Source organism: Xanthomonas sp. NCPPB 4467 (assembly GCF_041475665.2).
Taxonomy (GTDB): domain Bacteria; phylum Pseudomonadota; class Gammaproteobacteria; order Xanthomonadales; family Xanthomonadaceae; genus Xanthomonas; species Xanthomonas dyei.
This window is the reverse complement of sequence record NZ_CM191260.1, coordinates 744,261-768,665: the sequence shown is the minus strand read 5'-3', so window position 1 is coordinate 768,665 and position 24,405 is coordinate 744,261. Positions and strand designations below refer to the sequence as shown.

General features: G+C 65.7%; 16 protein-coding genes and 3 pseudogenes. 11 read left to right on the top strand and 8 right to left on the bottom strand.

The genetic code is table 11. The features are described 5' to 3' along the window. The first annotated feature begins 710 nt into the window (after nucleotides 1-710). Nucleotides 711-1,011 (top strand): annotated as a pseudogene (locus ACCQ06_RS03310) (hypothetical protein). A 94-nt stretch (nucleotides 1,012-1,105) separates the two neighbouring features. On the opposite strand, the gene ACCQ06_RS03305 reads toward ACCQ06_RS03310, so the two are convergent. Further along, nucleotides 1,106-1,834 carry a YceI family protein gene (locus tag ACCQ06_RS03305; protein WP_316690177.1) on the bottom strand — a complete coding sequence of 243 codons (729 nt, stop codon included), beginning with the start codon at nucleotides 1,832-1,834 and terminating at the stop codon, nucleotides 1,106-1,108. Between the two features lie 361 nt (nucleotides 1,835-2,195). Then, nucleotides 2,196-2,786: a malonic semialdehyde reductase gene (locus ACCQ06_RS03300; RefSeq protein WP_039424579.1), complete on the bottom strand. Its 591-nt coding sequence runs from the start codon at nucleotides 2,784-2,786 to the stop codon at nucleotides 2,196-2,198. Nucleotides 2,787-2,920: 134 nt separating this feature from the next. On the opposite strand from ACCQ06_RS03300, the gene ACCQ06_RS03295 reads away from it, so the two are divergent. From ACCQ06_RS03295 to ACCQ06_RS03270, 6 genes are all read left to right on the top strand, one after another. Beyond that, complete coding sequence (locus ACCQ06_RS03295) at nucleotides 2,921-3,868, top strand: mitochondrial fission ELM1 family protein (protein ID WP_316690174.1); 948 nt, start codon at nucleotides 2,921-2,923, stop codon at nucleotides 3,866-3,868. A gap of 49 nt (nucleotides 3,869-3,917) precedes the next feature. After that, nucleotides 3,918-4,781: a DUF2145 domain-containing protein gene (locus ACCQ06_RS03290; RefSeq protein WP_316690171.1), complete on the top strand. Its 864-nt coding sequence runs from the start codon at nucleotides 3,918-3,920 to the stop codon at nucleotides 4,779-4,781. After that, nucleotides 4,778-5,281, top strand: coding sequence for a hypothetical protein (locus ACCQ06_RS03285; protein ID WP_316690168.1), 504 nt, complete (start codon nucleotides 4,778-4,780; stop codon nucleotides 5,279-5,281). The genes ACCQ06_RS03290 and ACCQ06_RS03285 overlap by 4 nt, the downstream gene beginning before the upstream one ends. Nucleotides 5,282-5,824: 543 nt before the next feature. Further along, entirely contained in the window at nucleotides 5,825-6,382 is a 558-nt protein-coding gene (locus ACCQ06_RS03280) for a VUT family protein (protein WP_228322977.1), read from the top strand. A gap of 513 nt (nucleotides 6,383-6,895) precedes the next feature. Continuing rightward, nucleotides 6,896-7,924, top strand: coding sequence for an alpha/beta hydrolase (locus tag ACCQ06_RS03275; protein WP_316690166.1), 1,029 nt, complete (start codon nucleotides 6,896-6,898; stop codon nucleotides 7,922-7,924). Between the two features lie 18 nt (nucleotides 7,925-7,942). Beyond that, nucleotides 7,943-8,443 carry a cyclophilin-like fold protein gene (locus ACCQ06_RS03270; protein ID WP_316690165.1) on the top strand — a complete coding sequence of 167 codons (501 nt, stop codon included), beginning with the start codon at nucleotides 7,943-7,945 and terminating at the stop codon, nucleotides 8,441-8,443. A gap of 190 nt (nucleotides 8,444-8,633) precedes the next feature. On the opposite strand, the gene glnE is transcribed toward ACCQ06_RS03270, so the two are convergent. After that, nucleotides 8,634-11,459, bottom strand: a complete 2,826-nt coding sequence (gene glnE / locus ACCQ06_RS03265; RefSeq protein ID WP_316690163.1) for a bifunctional [glutamate--ammonia ligase]-adenylyl-L-tyrosine phosphorylase/[glutamate--ammonia-ligase] adenylyltransferase — start codon at nucleotides 11,457-11,459, stop codon at nucleotides 8,634-8,636. Between the two features lie 499 nt (nucleotides 11,460-11,958). Here glnE and ACCQ06_RS03260 point away from each other — a divergent pair, with 499 nt between their 5' ends. After that, nucleotides 11,959-12,477, top strand: coding sequence for a cupin domain-containing protein (locus ACCQ06_RS03260; RefSeq protein ID WP_316690162.1), 519 nt, complete (start codon nucleotides 11,959-11,961; stop codon nucleotides 12,475-12,477). Beyond that, the gene (locus ACCQ06_RS03255; protein ID WP_316690160.1) at nucleotides 12,477-13,394 is read left to right on the top strand and encodes an SMP-30/gluconolactonase/LRE family protein; all 918 of its coding nucleotides are present in this window, start codon (nucleotides 12,477-12,479) and stop codon (nucleotides 13,392-13,394) included. Before ACCQ06_RS03260 ends, ACCQ06_RS03255 begins: the two co-directional genes overlap by 1 nt. 222 nt (nucleotides 13,395-13,616) lie before the next feature. Here ACCQ06_RS03255 and ACCQ06_RS03250 read toward each other — a convergent pair. The 3 genes and pseudogenes from ACCQ06_RS03250 to ACCQ06_RS03240 all read right to left on the bottom strand — a co-directional run. Next, a pseudogene (locus ACCQ06_RS03250) lies at nucleotides 13,617-15,407 on the bottom strand (hypothetical protein); the annotation flags it as partial. Between the two features lie 123 nt (nucleotides 15,408-15,530). Continuing rightward, nucleotides 15,531-16,052 (bottom strand): annotated as a pseudogene (locus ACCQ06_RS03245) (hypothetical protein); the annotation flags it as partial. A gap of 480 nt (nucleotides 16,053-16,532) precedes the next feature. After that, nucleotides 16,533-18,710 (bottom strand): translocation/assembly module TamB domain-containing protein, encoded by a 2,178-nt coding sequence (locus ACCQ06_RS03240; RefSeq protein ID WP_316690157.1) that lies wholly within the window; start codon nucleotides 18,708-18,710, stop codon nucleotides 16,533-16,535. A gap of 493 nt (nucleotides 18,711-19,203) precedes the next feature. On the opposite strand from ACCQ06_RS03240, the gene ACCQ06_RS03235 reads away from it, so the two are divergent. After that, complete coding sequence (locus tag ACCQ06_RS03235) at nucleotides 19,204-19,407, top strand: hypothetical protein (protein ID WP_316690155.1); 204 nt, start codon at nucleotides 19,204-19,206, stop codon at nucleotides 19,405-19,407. 101 nt (nucleotides 19,408-19,508) lie between these two features. After that, the gene (locus tag ACCQ06_RS03230) at nucleotides 19,509-19,913 is read left to right on the top strand and encodes a hypothetical protein (protein ID WP_316690153.1); all 405 of its coding nucleotides are present in this window, start codon (nucleotides 19,509-19,511) and stop codon (nucleotides 19,911-19,913) included. A gap of 65 nt (nucleotides 19,914-19,978) precedes the next feature. On the opposite strand, the gene ACCQ06_RS03225 is transcribed toward ACCQ06_RS03230, so the two are convergent. After that, nucleotides 19,979-21,052: a 3-deoxy-7-phosphoheptulonate synthase gene (locus ACCQ06_RS03225; protein WP_316690151.1), complete on the bottom strand. Its 1,074-nt coding sequence runs from the start codon at nucleotides 21,050-21,052 to the stop codon at nucleotides 19,979-19,981. A gap of 444 nt (nucleotides 21,053-21,496) precedes the next feature. Next, a complete protein-coding gene (locus tag ACCQ06_RS03220) occupies nucleotides 21,497-24,310 on the bottom strand; it encodes a TonB-dependent receptor plug domain-containing protein (RefSeq protein WP_228323008.1) in 2,814 nt (937 codons plus the stop codon). Nucleotides 24,311-24,405 lie beyond the last annotated feature (95 nt).

Genomic DNA, 24,405 nt, shown 5'->3' with positions numbered 1-24,405 from the left:
AAATGTTCCCGCCTCTGGCGATCAATCGAGGGCAGCCAAAAACTAATTCGCATCTGGCGAGCTGTCGACGGTCGGAGTCAGAGACCTCAAGGCATAAGTACTGGGCTGACTTGGGAGAACCGCCTTGATCGCGGCGGTTCTGACGTATCACCGCCTTCAAAGACGTGGTACGGCGCATGCACCTTGATATGACCTGGGATGGTTCCGCACCTGGTTTGGCAGCATGGCCTCCGGATGACATCTCGCGCGGTTGCGCACCGCTCCACGGTGAGGCTTTCAAGACTGGTAACGCATCGATGCTCAGTCGCGACCGGCTCAAGCTGTTCAAACGTATTCGGGCATGACGTGTGGGCTTGATACGTACGAACGCGGCTTGGAAGACGGCATGAGATGCAAAGAACACCGGTCAGCACGATTATCAAAAGTGCGTAGTTACATTCGACCACAACGTCAAGCAGGCGAACACAACAGCCATTGACAGTCATAAGTGCGCTTGCTAGAACGCAAGCGTCAGGACCCCATAGACATTTATCTGATAGGTGCTTGTCACCGGATGGACCTACTCAATCGAGAGGCTTCCCATGAAAGATATGAAGGCAGATCAACGTCGCCGCTATTTAAGAGTGGCCGTCGGCATCGTGCTTTCTGCAGCATCGCCTATCGCTGCTTACTCGGCTCAGCAAGAAGACACCACCGCCCTTCATCGGGCAATACCGAAGAAGCAGATATTAGAGGTGAAGGTTCGAGGTGATTTGAGCGGAAGAGACGTTGACCTTGAGCTAAGTCCTGGCGAAATTTCGCCCGTCCTGGTTCTACCCGACAACAGAAAATACCGCGTAAAAAGCATCAATGATCCGTACCGACCCACGATTTGGGGACATCTACGCACTTGTTCTGGCAGACGCAAAAGGGAAAACCCTCGCGGAAATGAATATTGCAGGAAACACGACTGCGACGTTCGGCGATCACAGCGTTCAGATCTATCTGCTTCCAATCGAGCAAGCCATCTGATCAGAGGCGACTCTCTCAAAGCTTAGACACTTGAAATTTGCCCGAAAAAATTAGGGCCCGCCAATGGCGGGCCCTAATGCGAGCAACCGCTTAATTACTTCGCAGCAGCGTCGCCGGCCTTGGCCTGCAGGGCTTCGGTGGTGATGCGGATCTTGACCTCGTCGCTGACGTTCGGGGCGTACTGGCCCACGCCGAAGTCGCTGCGCTTGATCGTGGTGGTGGCGTCGAAACCGGCTGCGGCCACCTTCTTCATCGGGTGCTCGCCAGCACCGTTGAGGGTGACGTCCAGCACGACCGGCTTGGTCTGATCCTTGATGGTCAGGTCGCCGGTGACGGTCAGCTTGTTGGCGCCGGCCGATTCGACCTTGGTGCTCTTGAAGGTGGCGGTCGGGAACTTGGCCGCGTCGAAGAAGTCACCGCTCTTCAGATGCTCGTCGAACTTGGCGGTGAAGCTGTTCAAGCCGGACAGCGGCAGGGTCACCTGCACGGTGGACTTGGTCACGTCGGCCGCGTCGTACACCAGGGTGCCGTCGACATTGCCGAAATGCGCGCTCGGGTTGGAGAAGCCGAAGTGGCTCCACTGCGCCAGCACGTCGGTGTGGCTCGGGTCCAGGGTGTAGGTGCCCGAGGCCACTTCCACGGCCGGGGCGGTCGCGGCAGCCGGCGTCGCAGCCGGGGCCGGAGTGGTGGCAGCGGCATCGGCCGGCGCGGTGGCGGCCGGGGTTTCGGCAGCCGGTGCGGCGGCGTTGTCGGCCGGCTTGGAGCAGGCGGCGATGGCCAGGGTCAGGGCGAGCGGCAGCAGCAGCTTGTGGGTGGTTTTCATTGGAACTCCATGTGATGAGAGACGCGTTGGATCAACGCGGATGGGACGAAACGCAGACGGACGAGGACTGCAGGAAAGTGGAAACGGCAAACCTATCTTGCACCGCAGTGGTCAGACGGCGAAGGACGGCAGGCTCAGAACGCGCAGTGGACAGGTGACATCCACCGCTTCCGGGCATCGGCCGCGCTCACTTGCGCGTGAGCACGGCCGCTTGATCGACGAAACACAGCGATGCAGCAAACCATAGCGCGCCCCACACCGGGCGGCGCCAATGACGACGCACAGCGATTGCCGGGCAGACACGCTGCAGCGTTGATGTCACACCGGATGCGTCACACGCGGTGCCGCTCACTGCGGACGATTATTCAAAGCGCGCCGCTTCATCGAAGCTCAGGCGCGGCGAACGCGGGAACAACCCGGCCGGGTCGCCGTAGCCAAGATTGATCAGGAAGTTGGACTTGATCGGCGTGCCGGCGAAAAACGCCGCATCCACCTTGGCGTTGTCGAAGCCCGACATCGGGCCGGCATCCAGACCCAGTGCGCGCGCAGCCAGGATCAGATAGGCACCCTGCAGCGAGCCGTTACGGAACGCCGATTCGGTGCGGCCTTCGCGCGGGCCGTCGAACCAGCTCTTGGCATCGGCATGCGGGAACAGGTACGGCAGCTTTTCGTGGAAGTCTTCGTCGTGCGCCACGATCACCGTGACCGGCGCGGCCAGCGTCTTGGCCGCATTGCCTTCGGACAGCGCCGGCTTGAGCTTGGCCTTGCCCTCGGCGCTGGTCACGAACACAAAGCGCGCCGGCGAGCTATTGGCGGCGGTGGGTCCCCACTTCACCAGCTCATAGAGCTCACGCAGCACGTCCTGGCTGACCGGCGTGTCGGCAAACGCGTTTTGCGTGCGGGCGGTACGGAACAGCTGATCCAGTGCGGCGGCGTTGAGCGAGTCGGACATGAGCACTCCAGAAGAGGGGGTGGCGCGACGGTAAGCTGCGGCGTCGGCACCAGTGTGAAGACCCGCAGTGTAGAGTGGCGCGATTGCCGCCACACGCGTTCAATCTGAAACAAATCTATGTCGGATCTGAAACGATGGCGGTGACCTGGGCGCTGAGCGACGGCCGCGCCGGCAATGCGCGCCAGGCCGAAGCGCTGGCGCGGGCACTGCAACCTGAGACCTTCCAGCCGATCCATCTGCACACGCAGCCGCCCTGGCGCTGGACGGCGCCGCGTCTGCTACCCGGCGCACAACGCGCATTTGGCGCAGCGTTTGCCCAGCAACTGCAGCAGCCCCCCGCCCTGGCCATCGGCTGTGGCCGCCAGGCAGCGCTGGCCACCCGGCTGCTGCGCGCGCGCGGCAGCCGTAGCGTGCAGATCCTGGACCCGCGCCTGGATGCCCACCACTGGGATCTGCTGATCGTGCCCGAGCACGACGCGCTACGCGGCAGTAATGTGCTCACCCTGCTCGGCAGCCTGCATCCGGTGGACGATGACTGGCTGGCGGCCGGGCGCGCCGCGTTCCCGGCACTGGGCCGCCTGCCCGGCCCGCGGCTGGCGCTACTGGTCGGCGGACCCACCGCGCAGGTGCCATGGACAACGCAGGAACTGACCGCGCTGTGCACGCCACTGCGCGAGCAACTGCACGCCGCCGGCGGCAGCCTGCTGGTCACCGTCTCACGCCGCACGCCGGCGGAGGCAATCGCACCGTTGCGTGCGATCTGCAGCGGCTTACCGCACCTGCTGTGGTGCGACGACCGCGACGGCCCCAACCCGTACGCCGGGCTGCTGGGCTGGGCCGATGCGATCGTGGCCAGCGCCGACTCGGTCAACCTGCTCTCCGAAGCCTGCGCCACGCGGGTACCGGTGACGGCGGCGTTTGCCGAACAGGCGCAAGGCCGGGTTGCCACGTACGTGCGGGCACTGCAGTCGCATGGCCGTTTATGCGATGCAGCGGATGTCTTCGCAACGCCGTCGCACCTTCAACCGCTGCGCGAAACCCAGCGCATCGCCGCGCTGGTGCGCGAGCGCCTGCACGTATGATGGTGTCGCCGTGGCTGCCACGGGGCAACCACACGGACGATCAACCCCCATGCAATTCGAACTTAAGCAGCGCAGGTGGCTTGCAACGGCGTCGTTACTCATCGCCTTGACATGCGCACTGCCCGCCGTTGCCGCACCGATCTGCACCCCGCACTATCCAACCCCCGCCACGCTGGCGGCGATGTTCGACATGGCCAAATCCACCCAGCAGACGCTGGACGCCGTGGACGGCGCGCAGGTGGTGCTGCTGGCACGCGGCGGCCAGGATCTGAGCCGCTATGGGTTGAAACACAGCCATCTGGCCTTCGCACTCCGCGAGGACGACGGCACATGGCGGGTGAAGCACCTGCTCAATCACTGCAAATCGGACAACTCCGCGCTGTATCACGAAGGTCTGAGCAACTTCATCGGCGAAACTGCCCTCAGTGCAGATCTGCGCGTCGGCGTGCTGGCACCGGCACTGCAGCGGCAGCTACGCATCTTGCTGCAGGACCCGGCCACACTGGCGCATGCGCTACATGAGGCGCGCTACAGCATGATTGCCTATCCGTTCTCCACCGATTACCAGAACTCCAACCAATGGGTGCTCGAGGTGCTGGCGGCGGCAATGGCGGCAACCACGGCAGCAGATGCGACACCTGCGCCGGTGAGCGATCGACACAGCGCGCAAGCCTGGCTCAAGCACAACGGGTACCAACCCACCCGCTTGCATCTGGATCTGAGCAAGCGCATTGGCGCACGCTTTTTCGTCGCCAATGCGGCGGTGACCGACCATCCTGCCAGCGAACGTCTCTCCGGCAATTATTCGGTGATCACGGTCGAGTCCGTGTTCGATTTCCTGCAGCAACAACAGGTGCTGCAGCAGGACCAGTCCATTCCACATCGCGTCGCCACGCACGGAGCGTCTCCATGAACATCCCTTCTCAATTTACCTTCCTCGGGCTGTTGCTCGCCGTCTCGTTCGGTCAACCGATGCCGGCGAATGCAGGCTTGACCACGATCACCCGCGGCGATGCCTCTGCGATGTCGGCGATTCTGGTGATCTCCGCACCGTACTTCGTGTCGTTGGCGCTGGGCCATAGTGCGATAGCAGGCTCGGAAGCACTCGATCACGCATCGAACAAGGCCTCCGCAGGGCCGTTGCCGCCGATGCGGGTCAAGTCGGTGGAAAAAACCACCGACGGCGGCTGCGAAGTGCAGTTGCAGGATCCAGAAAAAGCCGACAACACCGCCCTGCTGCGCTGGCCGGCGCGCGAGGACGACCCGGCTGCGGGCTTTCGCGTTGGCGAGACGGTGACCTTCCAGCCAAGCCCGGCCGGCGCCGGCTGGACGGTGCAGTCGCCACAAGGCCAGGCGCTGGCGTTCGTGCCGACCGCAGAATCCGCTGCGCAGAACAGCAGCAAGACCTGGTGATGCCGGCAAGCTGCTTGTAGATGCTGTCGTCGGCCAGGATGGGGCGTTACTGACGCCTCCCGTCTGCGGATACGGTGCTAAGCGCGGCGCACGCAGACACATCTTCCACCGTCTGCCGAACTACCTGCGCGAAGACGTGTTGATGGTCACCGATGCGTACGGCGTGCGCAGTTGCAGACCCGTAGCGCACGATGCCTGGCATGTGCGCAGTTGCCAGCGTGCCAATCACGCTGCAGGTGGCATCGGTGTGTCCGCGGATTGGCGATGTCTCGGCGGCGTGTGCATGCGGGCGTTGCTGGTACTGGTGGCACGCCGCATGCGGTCAAACGACAGCGCAGCGGCACGGTGGATCGATCAGGCATCGCGGTCGCGCGAACGCAAGCGACTCACACGACGTCACTCCACCGTGCTGGGTCCATCCCCTCATCACCACGCCGTTTCAATCTGCAGCAGCCGCCGTGGATTCTACGTGCGGCTCTGCGCACTGGTCCGCCTGCGTCAACGCGCGGATAATCCGTATTTTTCTGTCATTGCCGCACTGCCATGTCCAGCACCTCGCCGACGCCGTACACCCCACTCACTGCGCGCGCATTGGCGTGGGCGGTGTTGGCCATGGGCGCGGTGGTGCTGCTGTCCAACATCCTGGTGCAGTACCCGATCAACGACTGGCTGACTTGGGGCGCGTTTTCATACCCATTGGCGTTTCTGGTCAGCAATCTGATCAATCGCCGCTTCGGCCCACGCGCAGCACGCACGGTGGCCTGGTGCGGGTTCGCACTGGCGGTGCTGTTGTCGATCTGGCTGGCGACACCGCGCATTGCGGCGGCCTCGTGCACGGCCTTTATCGCGGCGCAGTTGCTGGATATCACCGTGTTCGACCGGCTGCGCAACGGCAGCTGGTGGCGCGCGCCGATCGTGGCCACCACCTGCAGCGCCACGCTGGATACCGTACTGTTCTGGAGCATCGCCTTTGCCGGTGCATCGCTGCCGTGGGTGAGCTGGGCCGCTGGCGATCTGGCGGTGAAGCTGGGCATGGGCGTGTTCTTGCTCGGGCCGTTCCGCGCGTTGCTCTGGCGCAGCGCACCTCGGGCGACCAGCTGACTCACGATTGCGCTCTCGCAGCCTGCGCATGGGCATCTGCGCTGTAAACGATTTGCCAATGCCACAGACACGCAGTCTGCGCATGCGTCAGCACCCACCACCTGCATGGCGCCAAGGCGCCCCACGTTGTCATGCGCACGGCACATCACAGCACTTATGAAACACGCACATGAAGGCATGCGCGTGGCGCTAATGCTCTAGCGCATCGCTTGACCTACATTAGGCCACCGCAAGATGCACCACGGCGGCAGCAACGCCCACCCGCTGCAGCAGGTAGGCCAGCAAACGCGCAATAAACAACCAATGGCGCGACGCTGCATGCATTGCGGCGCCGATCGCCCACGGTGATGCACTGCGGTCATCGGCGACATCGCAAGGGGCATTGCTGCAGCCATGCCACTGCCCACACGGCGTCGCCCGTTGGCCGCACACGTCATCTCGTCATCCACCGGCAAACGCAACCGCAGCGGCACACAGCTGCGGGCGGCGTGCACCCTTCATGAGAGCCACACCATGCAACTGCGCATCCTCCTTCTGGTGCTCTTGCTCGTTTCATTCACTACGCTAGGAGCAGACATGTCCCACGGTGCCGATAATTTCTACACCAGCGAGGCGGTGACCATGCAAAAGGTCACCTTCAAGAATCAGTACCAGATGACCGTGGCCGGCACCCTGTTCGTCCCCAAGGGTCTGGACACCGGCAAGCGGCATCCAGCCATTGTGGTCGGGCATCCAATGGGTGCGGTCAAGGAACAAAGCGCCAATCTCTACGCCACCAAACTTGCCGAACAGGGCTTTGTGACGCTGTCCCTGGACCTGTCGTTCTGGGGCGAAAGCGAAGGGCAACCGCGCAACGCGGTGTCGCCGGACATCTATGCCGAAGACTTCAGTGCGGCAGTGGATTTCTTGGAAACGCAGACGTTTGTCGATCGCGAGCAGATCGGTGCGCTGGGTATCTGCGGCAGTGGCAGCTTCGTGATCAGCGCGGCCAAGATCGACCCACGCATGCACGCGATCGCCACGGTGAGCATGTACGACATGGGCGCGGCCAACCGCAACGGCCTGCGTCATGGGCTCAGCCTGGCGCAGCGCAAGCAGATCATCGCCGCGGCCGCAAAACAGCGCTCAGTCGAATTCAGCGGCGGGCCGGTGGAATACACCGGCGGCACGGTCCTGGCGCTGACGCCGGAATCCAACCCGATCGAACGCGAGTTCTACGATTTCTATCGGACACCGCGCGGGCAGTACACGCCCAAGGGCCAGTCGCCCGAGCACACCACACGGCCGACGCTGACCAGCAACGTCAAGTTCATGAATTTCTACCCGTTCAACGACATCGAGACCATCTCGCCGCGGCCGATGCTGTTCATTACCGGCGAGAAGGCACATTCACGCGAGTTCAGCGAAGAGGCCTACCGTCTGGCTGGCCAGCCCAAGCAATTGGTGATCGTGCCGGACGCAGGACACGTGGACTTGTACGATCGCGTGGAGCTGATTCCGTTCGACACGCTCACCGCGTTCTTCCGCAAGCACCTGCAGTAACCCACGAGGACAGCGCCGATGCCGATCCTTCGCCCCAGCGCCTGCCTACACACCCTATTACTGGGGTGCGCCTTCCTGGTCACCGCCTGCTCGGCTGCAACGCCACCGGCGGTGACCACCCCACATACACCGGAGCGCACAATGCGCATCACCCTGACCATCGGCGATGACGTCGTCGAAGCGGAGCTGGTCGATCACTCGGCCACGCGCGACCTGTTCGCGCGGCTGCCGATGACTGTGTCGTTCGAAGACTTCCATGCGAGCGAAAAGATCAGCTACCTGCCGACCAAGCTCGACCTGAGCGCAGTCGGCCCTGCCGGCCCGGCGCAGGTGGGCGACCTGATGTATTACGTGCCCTGGGGCAACCTGGCGGTGTTCTACCGCGGCTACACGCCATCGCGCGATCTGGTGCGACTGGGGCGGATCGTGTCCAACCCACAGGCGCTGACACGCTCGGCCAGCTTCACCGCCACCATCGCACGTGCGGCCCCCGCGGCTGCGGCACCGCCGCCGCACTGAGGCGGGCGACCACAACAGGCATCAACTCCGCTGCGCATGGCGTGCTGCCGTTGCTGCAGACCTTGCCGGCCCCGTTCGCCGACGCGGGCCTCGATCTCCTGCTGAGCCACTCCTGCGCCTGGCGTCCTGTGCCAGCGGCAGCACGCAGGCGGCGCTGTGAATCACCTGCACATCACCGCGTAATGCCTCCTCACCCACGCGGTGCGTCCCTGCCGCGCGGGAACGCCAGGCCTTGCGCCTGCGCAATCGCAAAGATGCTGCCGGTGGCCTGCTGGATGGCGGCAGTTGGCGTGATCAGGCGCGGGCGCCGGTCCAGCGTGCAGGCCAGCCCGGCATCCACCAGCGTGGCATGTGCATCGTGCAGCGCCTGCGCGGCAGTGCCGGGCAACCACTGCGCCTGCACCAGTGCATCGATCAGTGCGGGCGTGTCGCAGACCTGCAGCAACGGCGGATGCTGCGCCGCCTGGCCCAGCACACCGGCCTGCAGCAGGAATTCCAGATCGACCAGACCGCCGGCGCCCTGCTTGAGATCCAGCCGGCCGGCATCGCTGCGATCGAGTTCGGCGCGCATGCGTGCGCGCATCTTGCGCACGTCTTCGTGCAGCAGCGCAGTGTCGCGCACGCGCGCCAGCGTCTCGCGGCGTACCTGTGCAAACGCCTCGCACAGCGCGGGATCGCCTGCGACCGCGCGTGCGCGCACCAGCGCCTGATGCTCCCAGGTCCAGGCGCGTTCGCGCTGGTACTCGCGGTAGCTGGCCAGCGACGACACCAGCGCACCCTTGCCGCCGTCCGGACGCAGCCGCACGTCGATGTCGTAGAGCCGGCCGGCGCCGGTTTCGGCAGACAGCAATGCCATCACCTTCTGCGCAAACCGTGCGAACCAGCGCCCGGCTTCCAGCGGCCGCTTGCCGTCGGAGCTTTCCACCGCACGCGGATGATCGTAGAGAAACACCAGGTCCAGATCCGAGCCGAAGCCCAGTTCCAGCCCACCCAGGCTGCCGTAGCCGATGATGGCAAAGCTGCCGCCGGGTACCTGCCCGTGCGCGGCGACCAGTTCGACCCGCGCCAGCTGCAATACGGTCTGCACCACCGCCTCGGCAAGCCAGGCCAGTTGCCGGGTGCTGTCCACCGCGAGTTGGCGGCCATCGAGCGTGGCCAGCGCGATGCGAAAACTCAGCGCCAATCGGCGCTCGTTGAGTTCGCGCAAGGCCGCTTCGGTATCGTCGATCTGCAGCGTGTCGGCACATGCCGCATGCAGGGCCGCGCGATCCGGCAAGGGCCCGCTGATGCGGGTGTCGAGCAACTCGTCCAACAGCAGCGGATACGCGGCCAGGCGTTCGGCCAGCAACGCGCTGCGCGAGAGCACATCGACCAGGCGTGCGAGCGCGCTGGGTTGCTCGTCCAGCAACGCCAGATAGCTGGTGCGGCGCAAGGTGGCCTGCAACAGGCCCAGCATGCGCCGCACCGCCGCATCGGGCTGGCTGGCGCGCGTGGCCGCGTGCAGCAGCGCCGGCATGACCCGATCGAGCCGCACCCGCGCGGTATCGGACAGTGCGTGCACGCCGGACGACTGCGCAAAATCGCTCAATACCTGATGCGCGTTGGCGGGATCGTGCAAGCCGATGCCCAGCAACGGCGCTGCATCGCCCTCGGGCAATGCGCGCCAGTAATCGGCCAGCGCATCCGGCGCGGTGGCGCGCACGCGCGGCGCCAGCAACTCGGCAAACTCCGCCGCCACCCGACTGCGATGCGGGGCCAGCGCGTCCAGCAGCGCAGTCCAGCCCGCGTAGCCCAGGCCCAACGCAATCCGCTCGCGGTCCAGCGGCGACTGCGGCAACGCATGGGTCTGCGCGTCGCGCAACATCTGCAGGCGGTTTTCCAGACGGCGCAAAAAGCGATACGCCTCGGTCAATGCGGCACCGTTGTCCGCTTCGATCTGGCCTGCGGCAACCAGCGCCTGCAACGCAGGCAACAGCCGCCGCTCGCGCAGCGCGGGCTCGCGTCCGGCGCGGATCAGCTGCAGCGATTGCGCGAGAAATTCGATCTCGCGAATGCCGCCGGGCCCGCGCTTGATGTCGTCCAGCCGGTCGTGCCGCGCCACTTCGGCAGTGATGGCGGCCTTCATGTCGCGCAGGCCGTCCAGTGCAGTGAAATCCAGATAGCGCCGGTAGACGAACGGCCGCAGCGTTTCCAGCCAGGCCTCGCCGGCAGCGATGTCGCCGGCCACTGCACGCGCCTTCAGCCAGGCATAGCGCTCCCAATCGCGGCCTTCGCGCTGGAAATACTGATCCATGCCGGTGAACGACAACGCCACGCGGCCGGCGGTGCCGAACGGGCGCAGGCGCAGGTCCACGCGGTGACTGAACCCATCGGCGGTGGTTTCGTCGAGCAACTTGGCCAGTTGCTGGCCCAATCGCGCGAAGTATTCCTCGGCCGCCAACGGGCGCGCGCCGGTGGACTGCCCGCCCTGCGGGTAGGCGTAGACCAGATCCACATCCGAAGAAAAATTCAGCTCGCCGCCGCCGAGTTTGCCCAGCCCGAACACCACCAGCCGCTGCACGCTGCCGTCTTCGGCCATCACCTGCCCATGGCGGCTGTCGAACTGCTGCTCCAGCGCCTGCAGCGCGCAGTGCAGGCAGGCTTCTGCCAACCGGGTCGCACCGGCAAGGGTGGCGTCCACGCTGTCCAGGCCCAGCACGTCGCGCCACACCAGGCGGGTGGATTCAGCGGCGCGGTAGCGCCGTAACTGCGCCGCCCAGGCCTGCGGCTGTGCCGGGTCCAGCGTTGGCACCGGCAGCGGTGGTGGGTCGGCCTGGGCCAGGTGCAGCAGCAGTGCCGGCTGGCGGGCCAGGGTTTCCAGCGCGAAGTCGCTGGCAAGCGCAACCCGTTCAAGCGTTGGCACAAGATCGCCGCCGGGCCAGGGTTGCTCGGCTGGGACGGCCTGGCGGACACGCGCCACGGCCCGCTCGATCAGAGCGGTGAGCGCAGGAGAAGCGGAGGAGATGGGCAGCGACATGCGCCGATTCTGGCATCCCGCCACGACAGTGGCATGTAGGCGCGCGCTCCCTTGCCCGGCAACCGCATGCAGCTGTCGCTCTCGCCTGCACGATGCGCGATGCAGGCCAAGCGCAGCGAGATGGCGGCACACTGCGCTGTCGATCAAGCCCGCGACCGGGGCTACGCCGTGCCTGGGCACCGAAACATACAGGCCGCATCGCAGGCGCAGCGTCGATTCGACCTTGAAGCGCAGCACACCGATGTCAGCGATGAACTCGACACGCTCGGGCAAGCACCAGACCAAGCGTCAACACGGTCAGCGCGAGGGCTGCAGGCTGCAGCGCGTCAACGAACGCTCACTCCATACAACGCGGGTAGACAGACAGATATCGCACTCGGCTCAGCGATTGGAGCAGTCGCGGGTAAAGCAGTCGCGCGATTTCCAAGCAGTGAACATTCTGCTGACGGAGCCCTGACGACGGCCGTGCTGCACTGCGGTTTTTGCACGAGGCTCCGCCATGTCCGCCACGCTGTTGCCCGACGCGCTGCTGCCGTCCCGGATTCCGCTGGACAACGACGGCACCGATCTGACCTCACCGCCCAGCCTGCCGTTCTTGCATCTGTGGACCGGGCCGGATGGCGCCAGCCGGCTCAACCTTTCGCAATTGCCGGGTTTCGGCAGCAAGAGCGTGGGCGGTGGGGCCGCGCCGCAGTGGCTGCGGCCGTTCCCGGGTGAGGTGCTCGGCATCCAGTTTGCGGTGTTGCCGGTGGGCTGGGTCGGCGATTGGCACGAGAGCCCGCATCCGCAGTGGGTGATTCCGCTGCGCGGCCGCTGGTTCATCGAAACCGGCGACGGCACGCGGGTGGAAATGGGCCCTGGCGATATCCATTTCGGCCAGGACCAGGGCACCACCGATGCGCGTGGTCACCGTTCCGGCCAGCTCGGCGATGCGCCGTGCTTTCAGATGCTGGTGCAGTTTGCGCAATCGCCCGGCGCGGCGGTGGCGCATCCGTTCGGTCACCAGGCGCCGCGTTGATGGACAGCCATTGCCGCGTGCGTCCGGCCGGGGCGCCACCGCCAACCGAGTGCGCACCGCCAAGCACGCAGCACCCCGCACTGGCCGCACGGCTGGGCAACGCGCGCCTGCACACGCTGTACCACCAGGCGACCTGGAGCGAAGGCCCGGTGTGGTGGGAGGCCCGGCGCACGCTGGTGTGGAGCGACGTGGTGGGCCGCCGCGTGCTCGGGTGGCGCGAGGACGGCGCGGTGGACGTATTGCTGGACGCCACCGCCTTCACCAACGGCAATGCGGTGGATGCGCAACAACGGCTGGTGCATTGCGAGCATGGCCGCCGCGCGATCACCCGCAGCGATGCAGCTGGACGTGCGCATCTGCTGGTCGGGCGTTTCGCCGGCAAGCGGCTGAATTCGCCCAACGATCTGATCGTGGCCGGCGACGGCGCGATCTGGTTCACCGACCCACCGTTCGGCCTGCTCAAGCCCAGCCAGGGCTGCCCCGGCCCGCAGGAACTGGACTATCACGGCGTCTACCGGCTACCGCCCGACGGTGGCGCGTTGCAGTGCATGGCCAGGCTGGATCACCCCAATGGACTGGCGTTTTCGCCCGAGGAGCGCGTGCTGTACGTGTCGCAAACCCCGGAAACCGGCCCGTGCGAGCCGGAGATCACCGCACTGGACTGGCGCGATGGTGCACTGCACGATCCACGCCGCTTTGCAGTGGTGCCCCAAGGCCTGGCCGACGGCTTTTGCGTTGACCGGCAGGGCTGGGTGTGGAGCAGTTCCGGCGCCGGCGTGTGCATCTTCGATCCGGAGGGGCACCTGTTGGGGCTGGTCCCGACCCCGCACACCGCATCCAATTGCAGCTTCGACCAGGAGCAGAAGCGGCTGTTCATCACCGGCGGCAGCGCGCTGTGGATGCTGGAATTGGCGTAAATTCAGGGCCTTACGGTGCTGAACACGCTTGACTGGCCAAACGTCAGGCAATAAAAAAGCCCGCTTGCAGCGAACTGCCAGCGGGCTTTGCTCCCTCCCCCACGTCGGGATGCAGGATCATAGTGCGCGCCCCGAATCCGACTTGCACGCTGCACTGCAAAACAACACCAGACGGTACAGAACTGACCCAGTTTTCTTCACATAGCGCAGGCGGGCCGGGCGTCACCGGATGAGATCCGGCTGCGCCTGATACCACTCCGGCGCACGGCGCAGGTGCCACTCGGGGGTGTCGTTGCGCAGGCCGACGGCCGCACTCACGACACCCCAGCGCGCGAGCAGGCTGCCGCTGCGCTGGCTGCCTTGCAGACGCAAGCGCGCATCGACCTGGAAACGATCGTTGCGCGCCTGCAGTCGATCGACGATGACGGTATCGCCTTGCCAATGCACACGACCGGTCACCTGCGCCTGCCCTGCATCCACCAGGCGCAGCATCCAGCCGGGGATGGAACGGTCGCGCGCGTACAGCGCCATCAAGAACGCCAGGTCGCGCATCTGGATGCGCACGCGTCCATCCACACCGATCGGCTGCCGCCATTGCATGCGCGTGTCGTCCAGCACGATACGCGCCCACCAGCCATCGCGGCGCTGTCCGTCCGGACCGGTGAACCCGACATTGCGCAGCTGCACCGTGCTTGCATCGAGGCGAAAATTTTCTGCACGCAAATCGCCACGCTGCAGGCGCAGATCGGCATCCACGTCGCCACGCAAGGCGAGCCCGGCAAACTGCAGGCGCGCCGCGCGTGCGCCGACACGCAAGCCGCCCTTGCCGATACGCCCGCCGGGCTCGATCTGCAGATCGCCGCTGAGCACACCGTTGCCGCCATCGAAGCGCAGCTGCTGTTGCGGCAGATAGCGGTTATACGCACGCAGATCCGGCACACGCGCATTGGCAAAGGTCAGATGCGCACGCGTGGCATCGCGCAAGCTGGTCAGGTTGCGTGCGTCGGCGCGCGTCTGCAGCTCCAGACGCAGATCGCGGCCTTGCACGAACGGACGCGCGAGTGCGTCGCTGTGCGCGATCGAAAACTGCTGCATCTGCAGTGCGAGCGCGGGCAACAGCTGGCCGTTGGCATCGGCATCCACGCGCAGATCGGCGCTGGCCTGGCCATCGATGGCGTGCCCCATCACGCCGACGTGCGCGCGCACATGCGGCACCTGCAGCCGGCTGCCCGCACCGAGCTGGCCACGCGCAATGCGCAGGTCCGCATCGACGAGGCCATCGCCTTCCAGGGTGAGCCAGTCCACATCCGGAAACAGTGCGGGAATCCAGCTGAGCGAAGCCAGCTGCCAATGCAGCCGTGCATGCCCGGAGGTGCGCGGCAGCAGGTCGCGCAGAGAGTGCAGCGGCAACTGCCGGCCCTGCACGCGCAGGTCGGCATCCAGCGTCAGCCCCGCATCGGCAGGCTCGGGCATGCTCACGGTCAGGCGCATGTTGTCGTCCACCTGCAATTGCGCTGCCAGCTCGCCCAACAACGCGGCAGGCGTGCGCGTGCTGTCGTGCAGCGGCGCACGCCAATGCAGCTGACTGCCCGGTTGCAACGCACCGCGCGTCCAGCGCAACTCGCCATCCGCACGCCCTTTGCCCGGCCGGGTGACCACTGTGTGGCGGCCCTGCGCGGTGCGGGTGACATCCAGCGCCGCAGTGTCGCCGTGCACGGCCACCAGCGCATCGGTCAGCTGCAGCAAGGCAAGCCCGCGCGCCTGGTCGGGCGCATGCCGCGCAATACTCGCTTCCATGCGCAGCTGCCCGTTGCGCAGCGCCTCACTCTTGCCCCAGTGCACACGTACGTTGTCGAACACGGCACGCGATGGAAACAATTCCATCGGCCCACCACGCAACTGCTTGAACAGACCGAGCTGCAGCTGGCCGTCGCCTTCGATCCGCAATTGATGCAGCGACAGCGCGTGGACCTGCGCGGCATCGATGCGGTCGAACTGCAGTGTCCAGGCGGGTGTGGCTGGCTTGGGGTTTGCGGGGACATTAGCGGCTGGCGGATTGTGTGCCCGATCTGATGGAGATGTTGCTGGTGGTGTCGGCTTCGCACGTGCTGCGGCTGTCGCTGTTGTTGCTGTCGAAGGCGCTGCTGTCGCGCGCGTTGCATTCGCTGCGGCTTGCTCGGGTGCAGCGGTCGTGGATGCATTCGATGTTGCGTCCATCGTCGTGGTTGCTGTGGGCGCACCCACCGCGTTGGCAACGGGAGCTGCGCCCACGGCATCCGCTACGGACGGTACCGACTGCAGGCCGGCACGCACACCCTGCACATGCAGTTCCGGCACCAGCAGTTGCCGATGCAGCAAGGGCAATATCCGGATCTGTCCGCTCATGCGCTGCGCGCTGACGCTCCAGCGGTTGCGTACTGAGCTGCCGTGCAGATCGACATCCCACAACATCATCCGTCCCGGCCACCAGGTCAGCCCAGGGCCCCACTGCATGGCGAAGGTGTCCGGCTTGCGATTGAGCGCTGCCGGCCCGAGCGGCGTGTTGAGCAGCAGGTTGCCCAGCAGCAGGTAGCTGGCATACAGCGCGATCACTGCCGATAACGGCCAACGCAGCGCGCGAGGCACTGCGCGCCAGCGGGCGCGAACGGGCATCGTCATGACGGCAGGCTCCTTACAAGACCGCGCAGGCGGCGCCGCGCAGTGTGCCAAGCCGGCCGTGAGTGCGGTGCGTATCGGGCGACATTGCTGCGCATGCGCATAGCGAAGGCGAAGGCGAAGGCGATGATTGCCGCGCGGCATGGCGTTTGGTGTGGATGCTTCGCATCGAACGCTCGGCGCAATGCTCCATCAGGCGACCGGGTGATGCAACACGTTGCCGGCACCTAGCAGGCAGTCGTCAGGTGGATATGGACGGCACACAGCACATGCAGTGAACGAGTGGGCCGTGCCGAATCCGAGCACTGGCCGCGCTCGTCTGACGGCTTGGCAGTCGTTGTGTTAGCCGTTTTTAGCCGTTTGATGCATCCGCCGCGCTGCCTGCAACGCGCGCCGAGACGGCATTGCACCGATGCATGCCTAACGCATCACTACGCCACGCCATCACGAACCATCAAGCACTGACTTCTGCTTGGATACCGGCTACTTATGCTTGGACACCGGCGGCAGCAAGCCCGGCTGTTTGTCGTACCACTCGCGCGCGCCGGCCAGATGCCATTGACGCTGCTTGCCATCGAGTTCGATGCCGGCGCCGAGCACGCCCCAACGCAGATACAGATTGCCGCGCCGCGTGTCGTCGTCCAGCGCCAGGCGCGCGCGCAACGAAAGCCGCGCGTTTTCCGCCTGCAGGTCGTCGACCGTCAGTTGCTGTTTGCGCCAACGCACGCGGCCGGTGGCATCGAGCTCGCCCGAATCCAGCAAGCCCACCACCCAGCGCGGATAGTCGGCTCGCTGCGCGAACACCGACAACAGCGGCGCGGCATCGCGCATGCGCAGCGCCGCGTCGGCGTCCAGCTGGAACGGCGCACTGGCCTGGATGGTGCCCGCCCCGACCTGTAGCTCGCCCCACCAATTGGTATCGCCAGTGTCATCGCCCACGCGCATGTTGCGCAGACGCACGCGTGTCCCGCTGAGGTCGAAGAACTTGTTCTTGAAGTCGGCGCGTTGCAGCTGCGCCTGCAGTTCGGCATCGCCGCGCATTTGCACGCCGGCCAGCGCCAGATGCGCGCCCTGCCCGCGCAGATGCGCATGCCCGCTGCCGACATCGCCGGCTGCGTTAAGCGCGACATCGCCGGTCAGGCTGCCGCTGCCGCCGAGCAGACGCACGGCCTTACCGGACAGATAGCGGTTGTAGACGGTCAGGTCGGGCACCTGCGCATCGCTGAAACGCAGCTGCGCCTTGAGCGTATCGCGCAGGCGCGCCAGTTCCGCATCGCCATGCATGGCCAGCTGCAGGTCGCGGCCATCCAGCAGGATCTGCTTGGGCGCATCGCGCGGCGCGGCGCGGAACGTGGGAATGCTCACGTCCAGATGCGCCTGCGCGGTGGCGGCATCGTCGATACGGCCGCGCGCCCTGGCAATCCCGCTAAGTCGCGTGTCGAACACTTGCGCCACTGCCTCCACACGTGGAATCTCCAGGCTGCTGCCGCTGGTCAGCCGGCCTTGCGCCAGGCGTAGATCGGCTTCCACCAGGCCACCGCCTTGCAGCTCAAACCACGGCTTGCGCACAAATAGCTCGGCGATCCAGTTCAAGGATTCGAACTCCCAGCGCCCCTGCACCTGGCCCGACAACCGCGGCAGGATCTGCGCAGGCTCCTGGAAGGGAATGCTACGTCCGGCAATGCGCAGATCGGCATGCACTTCGCTGCCGGTGTCTGCATCGCGCGGCAACCGCGCCTGCACGCGGATGTCCTGCGCTACGTCCAGCTGTAGCGCCAGCATGCCGCGGTCGGTGGCCCCGACACCGGCCATCAATGGCAGCCGCCACACCGCGTGGCTGCCCGGCTGCAGCGCGCCGCGGTCCAGCGTGATGTCAGCCTCCACGCGCGCGGCCGATGGCCCGCTGCGGATGTCCACGTGCGGGGCACCGGTATCGATCTTCAACGCCACCGTACTGGCCTTCAACTGCAGGCGCGCATGGGTGATGCCGAGCTTGCGCAGACCAGGCGCTTCATCGCGGTAGTGAAGCGGAAACTGAAACTGCGCATCCAATTGCGCGCCATTGAACACCTGCACGCCATCGAAGCTGACCACCGCATCGGTAAAGCCGGCCTCGGACGGAAACAGCTCCGATGGCCCGCCCTTGAGCTGTTTCAGAAAGCCGACCGTGCCGTGGCCGTTGCCGGCGATCAGCAATTTGCCGAGCCGCGCGCTGCGGATGCTCTTGCTGCTGATCGCATCGAAGCGCAGCGTCCAGCCCTGGTCGCCGCGCGGCGGTGGCGGGATCGGCGTGTCGGAGGTTTCCACTTCCGCGCTCAGGCCGGTGGCATGCAGCCACGGCAGACGGACCTCACGCCGGAACAGCGGCAGCAGCGCGATGCGTGCATGCGCACGATCGGCATGGAAGACATACACGGTGCGGTTGGCCTGCCCGCGCATGCGCACATTCCAGGCCATCACCTCGCCCGGGAACAGCGTCAGTGCCGGGCCGGTCTGCATGGTGAACTTGTGCGGCTGCCGGTTGGTCGTGGCATCGAACAACGGCGTGTTGAGAAACACATTGCCGGCCAACAGATACAGCGCGTACAGCGCCAACAGCACAAGCACTGCGAGCCGCCACGGCCGGGGCCAGCGCTGAAAGCGTTCGCGAAGAGAGGGCATGGGCGCAGGCAAGGACGGGTCGGCCACCACTATCGCGGGTGCGCCGACGGCGAGGCGTGAATGCTGAGCGCGCACGACACGGTGGAGGCGCTGTAAGGTGGATGCTGGAATGCGCGCTGTCGCCTCTGCATGCGCGACACGCATCCAGGCGTCGACGCGGTGCGGCCGCGTTCGGCTGACGCCGGGCGCAGCGATTGCAGATGGCGCCCTCACTGGCAGCAGACGCCAGTGACCATTGCACCAAGGTCGCACGCAGCCAGATGCCGGCTGCGGCCATAATGGCGCTGCCCCGTTGCCGCGGTGCCCGCCATATCCGAGCAACGCGTCATGTACGCGCTGCTGCGCGACCGAAGGGTGTCTGCCGAGCGGCAGCCGCGCCGACCCAACCGGACCAGACCGTGGCGACGAGCGGCTTCATCGGCTCCGGCTATCCCAAGGCGGCTCCGATGGCGCTGGCGCAGCGCATCAAAGCGGCGAACCTGCAGGGCAAGCAGTGGCCAATCTGCGTGTGCTCACACCCAATCAGCACGTGTGCCAGTCGCTCGACCATTGCGTGTCCCCGCGCTATCGCAATGCACTGGAACACCAGGTGGCACGCGCCAATCACGACAGCGATGGCACGCACACTCCGCAGACGCTGACTGAGTCATTGGCGCGGCGCCAGCGCTGGCTCGACCCTGGCGACATGCTGGGCTGACGTTGCGTGCATGCACAGGTTATTGGGTTGCGTGGTCATGCGTGCAGCGATGTACGCAAGTGAAGCACCGCCGCGGTACTGCTTAACTCTTTCGAAACTTCATGTCTGCCTGCGCCACGCAGCGACATGCGCAGGCCAAGCGCACGGGCGATAACGTCTCTACCCGCTCGCTGGCGGTGCAGAACGTCTCTCCCCCCCTAGCCACCGCAGCGACGGGTCACCAGTGGGTGGTGTTGTTCAATCCGCCGGACCGGCTCCCTGCGCCGGTCCGGCGGTTTTCTTTGGCCGCCCGTGTGGTGCTTCAGGCGATGGATGGGTTTTTCCGTCGCACCATCGCCCCAAACCTCTCCCGCCAGCACGGCGGCTTTGGTTTTCTCGGACGAAAGACGCTTTCATCATGTCGATGCGCGCTGCTTTCATCCTGTCCGAAGAAACGACGCTCTCGGCCTTCTCCCATCGGGAGAAGGTGGCGCATCGCGCCGGATGCGGGTCAGGGCGACACCTGATGCCGCATCCGCAAACCGACCAATCCGCAAGCTCAAAATCAGTCAACGAACGCGATGCCGCACGCTTACGCAGCCTCGGCAATCCGCCGCGCGCGCCGGGCGCGCACTGCAGTGGCCAGGCGATCCAGTACCTGCACCGACGTGTCCCAGTCCAGGCAGCCGTCGGTGATGCTCTGGCCGTAGGTCAGCTCGCAACCTGCGACGAGTTCCTGGCGGCCGCCGACCAGATGGCTCTCGACCATCACGCCGACGATGCGCGTCTCGCCGCCTTCCAGCTGCCGCGCGATATCGTCGATCACCTTGGGCTGGTTGTCGGGATTCTTGCCGCTGTTGGCGTGGCTGGCGTCGATCATCAGCCGTGCCGGCAGACCGGAGGTGTTGAGCAACTGGCTGGCCGATTCGACACTGGCCGCATCGAAGTTGGGCACCTTGCCGCCGCGCAGGATCACATGGCAATCCGGATTGCCCGCCGTGGCTGCCACCGCGGTCTGGCCGTCCTTGGTCACGGCCAGGAAATGATGCGGATGCGAGGCCGCGCCCACCGCGTCCACCGCAATCTTGACGTCGCCACCGGTGCCGTTCTTGAACCCCACCGGGCACGACAGGCCAGAGGCCATTTCGCGATGCACCTGGCTTTCGGTGGTGCGTGCGCCGATTGCGCCCCAGGCCACCAGGTCGGCGATGTATTGCGGCGAAATGATGTCGAGAAACTCCACACCGGCCGGCAATCCAAGGTTGTTGATGTCGCGCAGCAGGCCGCGCGCCACGCGCAACCCCTTGTTGATCTGGAAGCTGCCATCCAGGTCCGGATCGTTGATCAGGCCCTTCCAGCCGATGGTGGTGCGCGGCTTTTCGAAGTACACCCGCATCACGACCTCCAGCGCATCGCCGAACTGCTCGCGCAGTGGGCGCAGCCGGTGCGCGTACTCCATCGCCGCGACCGGGTCGTGGATCGAGCAGGGCCCGATCACCACCGCCAGGCGGTCGTCGCGCCCATGCAGGATCTCGTGCAGCGCGGCGCGCGAGTTGGTGACGGTTTCGGAGGCGCGCTCATCGCAGGGCAGCAGCGACAGCAGCTGCGAAGGCGGTGCGAGGGCTTCGATCTTGCGGATACGCAGGTCATCGGTTACGGGCGGCATAACAGTGTCTCGGGTCGGCGGTTGCATCGGGGAGCCAGGCGAGGCGGCAACAAAAAAGCCGCCAGTGTGCGCTGGCGGCTTTTCGGGAATGCTGCTGAAGTTTCCTTCAGGGTGAACGCACTCCTTCCTCCGCCAGCGGCATCGGAAAACCGTAGTACCAAAAATAAAACTGGCTGCGGGGTGCGTTCATTGGATGCATTGATACCACGCGTATTTGCGCGTTGCCACAGTTTCATCGGCAACGGAACGTTGCAGCGGTGCCCATGCAGGGTGCCTGCAAGCCGCATGTGCCGCGCCAGCCGCCACATCGCACGACAAGCTGGGCGAACCGATGCGTGGCATCGCCACGCGCGCGCTGGCAAGCCGGGATCGAGTACGGCTTGCCTCGACGATGCATCGCACGCCACGGCGCTGTGCCGTGGCGTGCGATGCGGCCGCCTTCACTCAAAACGTAAACACATACTCCGCTGCCACTTCGCGGCCGATCGGGTTGAACAAGGTGGTGTTGTAGAACCCGTAGCCGTAGAAGCGCTCCTTGTTTTCGTAGCCCACTTCGTTGAACACGTTGTTGACGTAGAAATTGACCTTGGCGTGGTCGGTGATCTTGTAGCCGGTACTGAGGTTCCAGTAGATCGCCGGGCCCACGCGGCCGAAGTAACGCTTGCTGCTCTCGCCCAGATGCACGTTGGCGGTGTCGGTGACCAGGCATTGGTCCGATGCACTGGGTTGGTAGCCATCGTCGAAGCGCGCGCAGGTGCCCCAGTTGACCGCACGCATCGAGCCGAGCCGGCGGAAGTACACCGTCCAGTCCCAGGCGCCGCCGTTGTCCCAATGCACGCTGCCGCGCACCCGGCTGCGCACCCGTTCGTCGCGGCGGTTTTCGTCGCTGTCGGTGCGGTAGATCTGTTCGCGATAGGCGATCAGGGTGTTGTAATCCAGCGACAGCTGGAAGTTGCCCCAGCCCGCGGTGGCAAGGCGATATTTCAGCGATGCATCGATGCCGGAGGTTTCCATCTGCGCCAGGTTGATCGGGCCGCGCTCGATGCTGGCGATGGTGCCGTCGGCATTGCGCACCACCCGCGAGGTGATGGTGTCGCAATAGCCCGCACCGCCGGGATTGTTCCAGGCGCCGCCGCTGACGGTGGTGCCGGTGCGGCAGCCGGCTTCGGCCGACAGGATCTCGTCGCGGTCCAGATCCTTGATCATTTCCTCCAGCTGGATGCGGTAGTAATCCACGCTCAGCGACACCCCTTGCGCGATGTCCCACACCACGCCACCGGTGAACGAGCGGCCGGTTTCCGAGCGTAGATCCGGGGTGCCGCGCCGATTCACATCCACGGTGTAGTAGATATCGTTGTTTTCGTCGTTGCAGCCGCCGGTGAGGTAGGCGCCAGAGGAAATGCAGCGGTATTGATCGATCACGGTCTGGTTGGTGGAGCTGGGTTCGCCCAGCACGTAGTGCATGTCCGGCGCGCGGAAGCTGGTGGCCAGCGTGCTACGCAACAACAGGCTCTCGACCGGGCGCCATTCCAGCCCCGCACTCCAGGTGGTATCGCTTTGCGTGCCGACATCGGTGGCGATGGCGGCCGACGACCGGTAACTGCCATAGCGGTCGTAGCGACCGGCCACATTCGCGCTCAACGTGGACAGCAACGGGATCTGGAATTCCAGGCCGGCCGAGCTGCGCACGCGTTCGCCGCCGCCGCTATCGACCACATCCACCGGGTAGCACGCGTTGGCGCACGGGTCCGGCGACAGTTGATAGCCCTGCTTGGCCACTTCGGCCACGGTGGCGAAGCGGATCGGCCCGGCCCAGCCCTGCACCAGATCGCCGCTGAGGCTGAAACTGGCCTGATTCACCCAGGAATACGCAGCGTTGTGCGATTTGGCGACCAGGTCGTCGTACTGGTCCGACGACAGCGGTGCGTACAGGCGCGCTTCGTTGATTGCATAGATGGGCGAGCCATCGGCCGCGGTGCCGGTGGGGCTGCCCAGAAAGTACTCGGTGGCACGCGCGGTATCCACGGTGCGGATGTATTCGTCCACGGTGTAGCGCGAGCGGCCCACGCTCAACTCCCAATCGAAGCGGTCGGCCCAGACCCCGCGCAGGCCGGCGCTGAGATCCCACGACTGTTCCTTGTTGTAGTTGGCCAGCCGGTCCCAGCCGCCGGCTTCGCGCCGGGTGAGCTGACGGATCAGGTTCAACGAGCGCCCGGTGGCCGCGTCCTGGAATGGGCCCAGATACGCGTAGGGCGGGTCGTAGGTCCAGCGCCCGATGCTGCGGTTGGCCGACAGCGTGGCCCAGGCCTCGGTGGCCTCGCCGAACTTCCAGGTGCCGTAGAGATACGCCGAATAATCTTCGCTGCCGGTGACCAGGCCCCAGTCGCCGTAATCGCGCGCCACGCCGCAATAGTTGCCGGCATTGGTGAGCGCGCCGCTGTTCTGGTCGTAGCTCAGCCGCTGCGCATCGACGAACTCGCCGCCGAAGCGCGCGCAGGTGCCCGCAGGCGGGGCGAGACGCTGGTTGGTGTTGGCATCGACCAGGCTCAGGCCAGTGAATGGATTGAAGCCGTACAGGCGGTTCTGGCCGGTCCAGTTGGAATAGGACATGTCGTCCGAGTCGTCCATTTCGGGGCGATCGCGGCCGCTCAAGGGGTCGCGCCGCGTGGCCTGCAGGGCGTAGGTCACGCTCCAGTTTTCGCCGGTGCGCCCGCCCGCCCACGACACATCGAAACTGTCGCGCCCGCCTTCGGTGGCGGTGCCGCCACGCAGGCGCACCTGGTCGCCCTGGTAGTCGCGCTTGAGGATCACGTTGACCACGCCGGCCACCGCATCCGAGCCATAGATCGCCGAGGCGCCGCCGGTGAGGATCTCGATGCGCTCCACCGCCGCGGACGGGATATTGCTGTAGTTGGAAAAGTTGCTTTCGCCGCCGTAAGGCAGCGGGTAATCGGCGACGCGGTGGCCGTTGACCAGCAGCAGGGTGCGCCCCGGCCCCAGGTCGCGCAGATTGATCGGAGAGGCGTTGGGCGTGTGCGAGCCCCATTGCGTATCGGCTTCTACCGAGCCCTGCTGATTCATGCTGTTGAGCACGTCGTAGACGGTGGCGAAGCCTTCCTGCTGGATCTGCTGCGCGGAGATGGTGACCACCGGCTGCGCGCCTTCGACCTGCGCGCGCTTGATGCGCGAGCCGGTGACGCTGACCGCATCCAGGGTGGACGTGGCGCGCGGTGTGTCCGGCTCGGTTTGCTGGGCCATGAGCGGCGGCGCAGCGGCGGCCGTCAGTGCAAGGGACACGGAAATCGACAAGGCAAGACGGTGACTGCGGCAGTTCATAAGATCCCCGGGAGAAG

Excerpts from the sequence above, each read along its gene's own strand:
- ACCQ06_RS03225 (WP_316690151.1), bottom strand. The coding sequence starts at position 21,052 with ATGCCGCCCGTAACCGATGACCTGCGTATCCGCAAGATCGAAGCCCTC.
- ACCQ06_RS03275 (WP_316690166.1), top strand. The coding sequence starts at position 6,896 with ATGCAACTGCGCATCCTCCTTCTGGTGCTCTTGCTCGTTTCATTCACT.
- ACCQ06_RS03300 (WP_039424579.1), bottom strand. The coding sequence starts at position 2,786 with ATGTCCGACTCGCTCAACGCCGCCGCACTGGATCAGCTGTTCCGTACC.
- ACCQ06_RS03285 (WP_316690168.1), top strand. The coding sequence starts at position 4,778 with ATGAACATCCCTTCTCAATTTACCTTCCTCGGGCTGTTGCTCGCCGTC.
- ACCQ06_RS03270 (WP_316690165.1), top strand. The coding sequence starts at position 7,943 with ATGCCGATCCTTCGCCCCAGCGCCTGCCTACACACCCTATTACTGGGG.
- ACCQ06_RS03220 (WP_228323008.1), bottom strand. The coding sequence starts at position 24,310 with ATGGCCCAGCAAACCGAGCCGGACACACCGCGCGCCACGTCCACCCTG.
- ACCQ06_RS03280 (WP_228322977.1), top strand. The coding sequence starts at position 5,825 with ATGTCCAGCACCTCGCCGACGCCGTACACCCCACTCACTGCGCGCGCA.
- ACCQ06_RS03305 (WP_316690177.1), bottom strand. The coding sequence starts at position 1,834 with ATGAAAACCACCCACAAGCTGCTGCTGCCGCTCGCCCTGACCCTGGCC.
- ACCQ06_RS03230 (WP_316690153.1), top strand. The coding sequence starts at position 19,509 with ATGTCTGCCTGCGCCACGCAGCGACATGCGCAGGCCAAGCGCACGGGC.
- glnE (WP_316690163.1), bottom strand. The coding sequence starts at position 11,459 with ATGTCGCTGCCCATCTCCTCCGCTTCTCCTGCGCTCACCGCTCTGATC.
- ACCQ06_RS03240 (WP_316690157.1), bottom strand. The coding sequence starts at position 18,710 with ATGCCCTCTCTTCGCGAACGCTTTCAGCGCTGGCCCCGGCCGTGGCGG.
- ACCQ06_RS03290 (WP_316690171.1), top strand. The coding sequence starts at position 3,918 with ATGCAATTCGAACTTAAGCAGCGCAGGTGGCTTGCAACGGCGTCGTTA.
- ACCQ06_RS03295 (WP_316690174.1), top strand. The coding sequence starts at position 2,921 with ATGGCGGTGACCTGGGCGCTGAGCGACGGCCGCGCCGGCAATGCGCGC.
- ACCQ06_RS03255 (WP_316690160.1), top strand. The coding sequence starts at position 12,477 with ATGGACAGCCATTGCCGCGTGCGTCCGGCCGGGGCGCCACCGCCAACC.
- ACCQ06_RS03260 (WP_316690162.1), top strand. The coding sequence starts at position 11,959 with ATGTCCGCCACGCTGTTGCCCGACGCGCTGCTGCCGTCCCGGATTCCG.